Here is a 6,035-nt window from a genome sequence, read left to right on the forward strand (position 1 = left end):
CCGGCGTCGGCGCGGACACCGGGACCCCGTTCTACTGGCTCAACCTGTTCCTCTACACGCCTGTCTGCGTGTTCATGGCCACGGCGGCGGCCCTGGTCGCCTCCCGCCGCGGCTCCCGGCGGCTCTAGCCGGAGCAGAGCTGGGCGCGCAGGGTGCGGAAGGCCCATTGCTCCCAGCGCTCCCGCGGCCAGCCGCGGCCGTGCACGAACAGCAGGTACAGCTCGGGGCTGAGCAGGCCGTACAGCAGGTCGGCGGCCTCCTGCGCGGACACCCCGGCCCGCGCCCCGGGCTTGCCCACCAGGGCCTTGGCCGCCTCCTGCTGGACGACGTAGCGGGGATCGACGTCGTCCGGCCACAGCGCGGCCACCTCCGGGTCGCCGGCGACCGCCGCCTCCAGGACCTTGCCGATCGGCGCGACGCGCTCCAGGACGGAGCTGGTGCCGGCGACGTAGGCGCGCAGCAGGTCCTGGGCGGTGCCGGCGGCCAGCGCCGCGACGTACCAGGGCCGGTCCATGGTGGCCACCGGCTCGTCGTCGCCCGCGATCGTGACGTCGACCAGCTCCTTGAGCAGGGCGCGCTTGTTGCCGAAGACGAAGTAGATCGTCTGCACCGCGACCCCGGCCTTCTCGGCCACGTCCTGGAGGTTCGTGGCGCCGTATCCGTCGCGGACGAACAGCTCCGACGCCGCCTCCAGGATGCGCCGGCGCGTCTCCTTCGCCTTCTGGGCCCGCTTGTTCGGCCGCTTGACATCGCTCATGGCTAGAGTCTATCTCTAGATTCAGTCACTAGAAGTCAACTCTAGAGAGAAGGTCTAGCCATGCCGGTCATCAGCGTCACCCGCTTCCAGGCCGATCCCGCGGACGCCGAGGAAGTCCAGGCCCGGCACGCCGCCCTGGTCACCGCCATCAGAGCCACCGAGCCCGGCCTCACCGAGGCCCGCCTCGGCCGTCTGGACGACGACACGTGGGTCGGCGTCTGGCGCTGGAACTCGGCCGCCGCCCTGCAGGCGGCCCGCCAGGCCGCGCCCGGCACCCCCGCCGCCGTCGCGGCGTTCGAGGTGGTCCGCGACGTCACGGCGCAGGACATCGAGGTCCTGGCCGAGCTGTGACGGCCCGCCCCGGCTCCCGGCCCCGAGGCCGCGGGCCGGGGTTCCCCCGAACCGAGGAGATGACATGATCGAAATCGACGCGTTGACCAAGGTGTACGGATCGGCGCAGGTCCGGGCGGTCGACGAGGTGTCCCTGCACGTCCCCGCCGGGTCGGTCGTCGGGTTCCTGGGCCCCAACGGCGCGGGCAAGACCACGACCATCAAGATGCTGGCCGGGCTGCTGTCCCCCACCTCCGGCCGGGTCCGGCTGGCCGGGTTCGACGTGACCCGGCAGCGCCGGTCCGCGATGGCGTGCTTCGGCGCGGTGCTGGAGGGCTCCCGCAACGTCTACTGGACCCTGTCGGCCTGGCAGAACCTCATGTACTTCGGCCGGCTGAAGGGCCTGCGCAAGGCCCGGGTCGCCGAGCGGGCCGAGGATCTGCTGACCGATCTCGGCCTGTGGGAGCGCCGCCACGAGAAGGTGGGCGGTTTCTCCCGGGGCATGCAGCAGAAGGTCGCGATCGCCGTCGCCCTGATCGCCGACCCGCCCGTCGTGCTGCTGGACGAACCGACGCTCGGCCTGGACGTCGAGGCCACCCGCACCGTCCGGAACTGGATCGCCGAGCAGGCCCGCGAGCTGGGCACCACCGTCCTGCTCACCACCCACCAGCTCGACATCGCCCAGGAGCTGTGCGACCGGGTGGCCGTCATGCGCCAGGGGCGGCTCGTGGCCGACCTGCCCACCCGCGAGCTGCTGGCCCGCTTCCGCGAACGCGACCGGTACGAGATCCGCGTCGAGGGAGCCGCGCCTCCCGGCTTCGACGCCGACACCCGTGACGGCGTCACCACCATCCGCGTGCGGGTGAGCGATCCGGCCGAGGTGTACGACGTGGTCGGGCGGCTGCGCGCGCACGGAGCCGTCCTGGAGTCGCTGACGCAGGTCCAGCCCGGCCTGGAGGACGTGTTCCTGGCCCTGGTGAACGAGCCGTCCCATGCTGCCTGACGTCCTGCGCGCCGAGATCGGCAAGGGCCTGCGCGTGCAGCTCGCCCACCCGGCCGGGCACGTCGTCACGCTGCTGATCAGCACCATGATGTATCTCGGTCTGCAGTTCGTGCTGGGCCAGGGTGAGCTGCGCCAGGATCTGCTGCCGCCCACCCTGGTCGCGATCGGCGGCTACTGGTTCCTGCAGTACGCCGGCCTGGTGATGGTGGCCGACCTCGTCGAGGAGATCCGCGCCGGCACCTTCGCCCAGTCCCAGATGAGCCCGGCGCCGCCGTGGCTGCCGATGCTCGGCCGGCTGCTCACCGCGTCGGTGTTCGGGCTGGCCGTGGCCGCCGTCGCCGCTCTCGTGCCGGTGCTCCTGGCGCAGATCGCCGTCCCGTTGCGCTGGGCCGCGCTGCTGCCCGCCGCGCTGCTCGGGGTCGACGCGCTGGCCTTCACCTTCCTGCTGGCCGCCCTCGCCCTGGTCTCCCCGGCGGTCGGCGCCCTGCAGTCGTTGTTCACCTCGCTGGTGCTGCTGCTCAACGGTTCGTTCCTGCCGCTGCACCTGTATCCGGACTGGCTGGCCGCGGCGGCCCGGCTGCTGCCCACCACGCTGGGCGTCGAGGCGCTCAACCGGACGCTGTTCGAGGGCGGCACCCTGGCCGGGCTGTGGACCGGCGGCACGCTGCCCTGGCTGCTGGCCCACACCCTCGTCCTCGCCGCCGTGGCCGGCCTGCTGTTCGTCCGCAACCACCGGCGAGCCCTGGAGGCGTCATGACCTTCGTCCGCGGATTCGCCGCCGAAGTCCGCAAGGGGATGATCGGCCTGCTCGCCGGATGGCGCGAGGTCCTCCTGGAGATGATCACCTTCCCGCTGTTCTACCTGCTCGTCGTGCTGTTCATGGGACGCGGGCAGCTGCGCGCCGACCTGCTGCCGCCGGTGTTGCTCGGCATGGTGGCGCTGACGTTCGTCCACGAGCAGGTCAACCGGGTGTTCTGGAGCTACCTGGGCGACATCCGGTCCGGCGTGCTGGAGCAGACCTACCTGACCCCGCTGCCCTCGGCCGCGAGCATCCTCGGCCGCCAGGTGGCCGCCGTGATCGCGGCCGTGCCCGCCGCGCTGGCCGTCCTGGCCACCGGGGTCGCCGCCGTCGCCCTCCAGGGCGGGCGGCTGCCCCTCGACGCGCAGGTGATCGTGCCGCTGGCCGCCATCGTGCTGGGCACCTGCGGGCTCGCGCTCATCCTGTGCGGCCTGTGCCTGGTGTTGCGGCGCATCGAGATCGTCACCCAGCTGTCCGTGGCCCTCTATGCCGTCGCGGGCGGCACCCTGGTCCCGCTGGCGGCCATGCCCGAACCGGTCGCCTTCCTCAGCCGGCTGGTGGTGCCCATCACGCCCGGCATCGAGGCGATGCGCGACATCCTGCTCGGCGGGTATTCCCTGGCCGCCCTCCCGACCGGCTGGGGCCTCGGCTGGCTGCTGGCCCAGCCGCTGCTGATCACGGCGGCCGGGGTGGTCCTGTTCCACCGGCTGGAGAACGTCGCCCGCCGTCGCGGCACCCTGGCCCGCTCCTGAAGACCCCGCCGCCTGGGCCGGTGGGCCGGGCGGCGGGTGACCGGTCAGGGGCCGACCCGCCGGACGGTGATCTCGTACTGGTCCACGGCGCCCTCCCACCGGGCCACCAGCGCGCCGCCCTCGTCCCTGGCCGTGCGCATGTCCTGACGGCACAGGGCCAGCTCGTCGGAGCGGGGGTCGCAGAACGCGCGCAGGTGCGCCCGGAGCCCGGCGTGCTCCACGGCCGCGACGGCCGCCGCCGTCTCGGGATCGTCTCCTTCGTACGGCACCAGGCTGTCGAAGCCGTCGCCGATGCCGGTGGCGACCCGGAGGGCGTCGAGGAGCGTGCCGTCCGAGGCGATGGTGGCGCTCATCACGGACCAGGCCGTGGCCGGCAGGCCGACCGCGTGGCGTGCCGTCAGGCGCGCCAGCTCGGCGCCGCCGACCTGCGGCCAGCGGTCGGAACCGGCGAGCCTGACGGCCACCAGCTCGTCCCCGAAGCCGGCCGGGAACCCCGCCGCGGCGTCGATCTCGAACAACGACCGGCTCGGGTCGAACCGCAGCTCGGGGTAGCCGACCTCGTCGAGCAGCAGCAGGTTCTCGCTGGAGATCGTCGCGCGGCCGGCGAGGGCGGTCGGCTCCAGCCACGCCGGATCCCTGTTGAACCTCGTCTCGTCGAGCCAGTTGCCGCTGTAGCAGGCCGCGTACTCCGCCTCGGGGTCGAAGCCGGAGAGCGGGTGGCCCAGCAGGACGCCGAAGGCCTGCCTCAGCGACGACTCCCAGTCGTCGCCGGTGGTGGGGGCGGACGTCACGTTCGCGCCTTTCGTCAGTGGGGGGATCGTGACGCGCGGCACGCCCGCCGTCTGGCGTCACTTCTCATGATCAATTGTAGAGTGAGGCATTCGTCCCCCTCCCCCTTCGGGAAGCGTCCTGTGTTACGTCGTCACCGTTCGGCCGTGCCCGCCCTGCTTCTCACCGTTCTGTACGGTGCCGCGCTGACGGTCGCCGCCGTCGTCGCCCTGGTCTCCGGTGAGCTCGGCCCGTTGTGGGGGCTGACGCTGTTCTCGGCCACGGCCGAAGGCGTCACGGCCACCGGGCCGAACCTGTTCCTCCTGGTCCTGGCCGGGCTGTCCTGGTCCTGGGGGATCTGGCAGATTCTGCGCGGGCCGTCGGCGGGGCCGCCGCCCCCGCGGGACCCCGACGCCCTGCGGTTGCGCCTGGCGCTGTACGCCTCGGCGGCCACGACGTTCCTGCTCCACCTCACCGCGTCGATGTGGGCCGACACGACGGTGCTCGACTCCGCGGTGATGTGCGTGCTCGTGGTGCTGTTCATGCGGGTGCTGGGCCGCGGCCGGCCGTACATGCGGGGCGCCGGGCTGCTGGGGTACGGCGGGTTCACCGTCATCGGCGTGCTCGGCCTCCTCGGCCGGCCCGTCCCGGAGGGGGTGGAGCTGGTCTGCGGCCTGGCCGGTCTGGTCTGGACGGTGCTGGTCCTGCGGGCCCAGGGCTCCGACGACCGCTGGGGGACGGCGACCGTCGCGTACGGCGTCGCCGCCCTGGTGACGCCGCTGGTCCTGGTGCTGGCGGCGTTGCCGTTCGCCGGCGAGGAAGGCGCGGCCGAGGCTCTCGGCGTGGTGTCGAGCGTCCTGATGATGATCTGGCTGGCCCGCTCCGCCCACGACCTCGCCGCCCCGCGCCGCCGACCGGCCCGACCGGCCCCCGAGGCCACGCCGGAGGCCTGAGCTCGGGGCGAGCCGGTGCATCAGGGCCGGTGACCGGGGCTCAGCGTCTGCGCTGCCTGGTCCTCTCGGTCCTGTCGGCCGCGGGGGTCTCCCGCGGCAACGACGGCCTGGCCAGGGGCGCCAGCGCCGGCCCCTGCCACTGCCGGGGCCGCGGCCGCGCCGCCCCCGACCCCGACCCCGTTCTCTTGTCGTCGTCGGGATTCCCGCCGTCGATGGACAGGATGCGGCCCCGGAACTTGGGGTGCCTGGTCTCCCAGTACCGCCAGCCCTCCACCCTGGACGGCACGTTGGCTATCCCCGAGCCGACCTCGAACTGCTTGCAGGTGCCGAGGACCGACCAAGCCGACCAGCCGATGCGGTAGCCGAAAACGCGGTACCACATATTGCCGTACATCCCTTTAGTGATAGTCCGGCTGTATTCATGGCCGGTGAAGACCATATGCCGCTCTTCGAGGTGTGGCACGCCCATCTTGCGCAGGTTACGCACCAGATCTCCGGTCGTGATCGAGAACTGCTGCTCGTTCTCCGTCTCCCGGAATGCCCTCACCTCGTATTCCCGGGTCACCGTCACCGTGATGGTGCCGCCGGGGCCGTCAATGTAGCGGGCCGCCGCCGCGTTCGGAGTGCTCGGACTCGCCGATCCGCGCGAACGACACTGACACGGTGGCGGTGA

8 protein-coding genes are annotated in these 6,035 nt (G+C 72.6%); 5 read left to right on the forward strand and 3 right to left on the reverse strand.

The genetic code is table 11. The annotated features are described in order from the left end of the window. Positions 1 to 124: 124 nt before the first annotated feature. Positions 125 to 757, reverse strand: a complete 633-nt coding sequence (locus ACWCSD_RS45990) for a TetR/AcrR family transcriptional regulator (RefSeq protein ID WP_397162679.1) — start codon at positions 755 to 757, stop codon at positions 125 to 127. A gap of 60 nt (positions 758 to 817) precedes the next feature. On the opposite strand from ACWCSD_RS45990, the gene ACWCSD_RS45995 reads away from it, so the two are divergent. The 4 genes from ACWCSD_RS45995 (at position 818) to ACWCSD_RS46010 (ending at position 3,641) form a co-directional block, all read left to right on the forward strand. Next, entirely contained in the window at positions 818 to 1,108 is a 291-nt protein-coding gene (locus ACWCSD_RS45995; RefSeq protein WP_397162680.1) for an antibiotic biosynthesis monooxygenase, read from the forward strand. A gap of 64 nt (positions 1,109 to 1,172) precedes the next feature. Next, the gene (locus ACWCSD_RS46000; protein ID WP_397162681.1) at positions 1,173 to 2,090 is read left to right on the forward strand and encodes an ABC transporter ATP-binding protein; all 918 of its coding nucleotides are present in this window, start codon (positions 1,173 to 1,175) and stop codon (positions 2,088 to 2,090) included. Continuing rightward, positions 2,080 to 2,847 (forward strand): ABC transporter permease, encoded by a 768-nt coding sequence (locus ACWCSD_RS46005; RefSeq protein WP_449924982.1) that lies wholly within the window; start codon positions 2,080 to 2,082, stop codon positions 2,845 to 2,847. Before ACWCSD_RS46000 ends, ACWCSD_RS46005 begins: the two co-directional genes overlap by 11 nt. Continuing rightward, positions 2,844 to 3,641: an ABC transporter permease gene (locus tag ACWCSD_RS46010; protein ID WP_397162683.1), complete on the forward strand. Its 798-nt coding sequence runs from the start codon at positions 2,844 to 2,846 to the stop codon at positions 3,639 to 3,641. The genes ACWCSD_RS46005 and ACWCSD_RS46010 overlap by 4 nt, the downstream gene beginning before the upstream one ends. Before the next feature lie 44 nt (positions 3,642 to 3,685). Here the strand turns inward: ACWCSD_RS46010 and ACWCSD_RS46015 are convergent, their stop codons facing one another. Continuing rightward, entirely contained in the window at positions 3,686 to 4,432 is a 747-nt protein-coding gene (locus ACWCSD_RS46015) for a hypothetical protein (protein WP_449924985.1), read from the reverse strand. Between the two features lie 144 nt (positions 4,433 to 4,576). Here ACWCSD_RS46015 and ACWCSD_RS46020 point away from each other — a divergent pair, with 144 nt between their 5' ends. After that, positions 4,577 to 5,362: a hypothetical protein gene (locus ACWCSD_RS46020; protein ID WP_449924988.1), complete on the forward strand. Its 786-nt coding sequence runs from the start codon at positions 4,577 to 4,579 to the stop codon at positions 5,360 to 5,362. A 40-nt stretch (positions 5,363 to 5,402) separates the two neighbouring features. Here the strand turns inward: ACWCSD_RS46020 and ACWCSD_RS46025 are convergent. Beyond that, the coding region (locus ACWCSD_RS46025) for a hypothetical protein (RefSeq protein WP_449924991.1) at positions 5,403 to 6,035 on the reverse strand (633 nt) is incomplete at its 5' end.

This window comes from Nonomuraea sp. NPDC001684 (genome assembly GCF_053596515.1).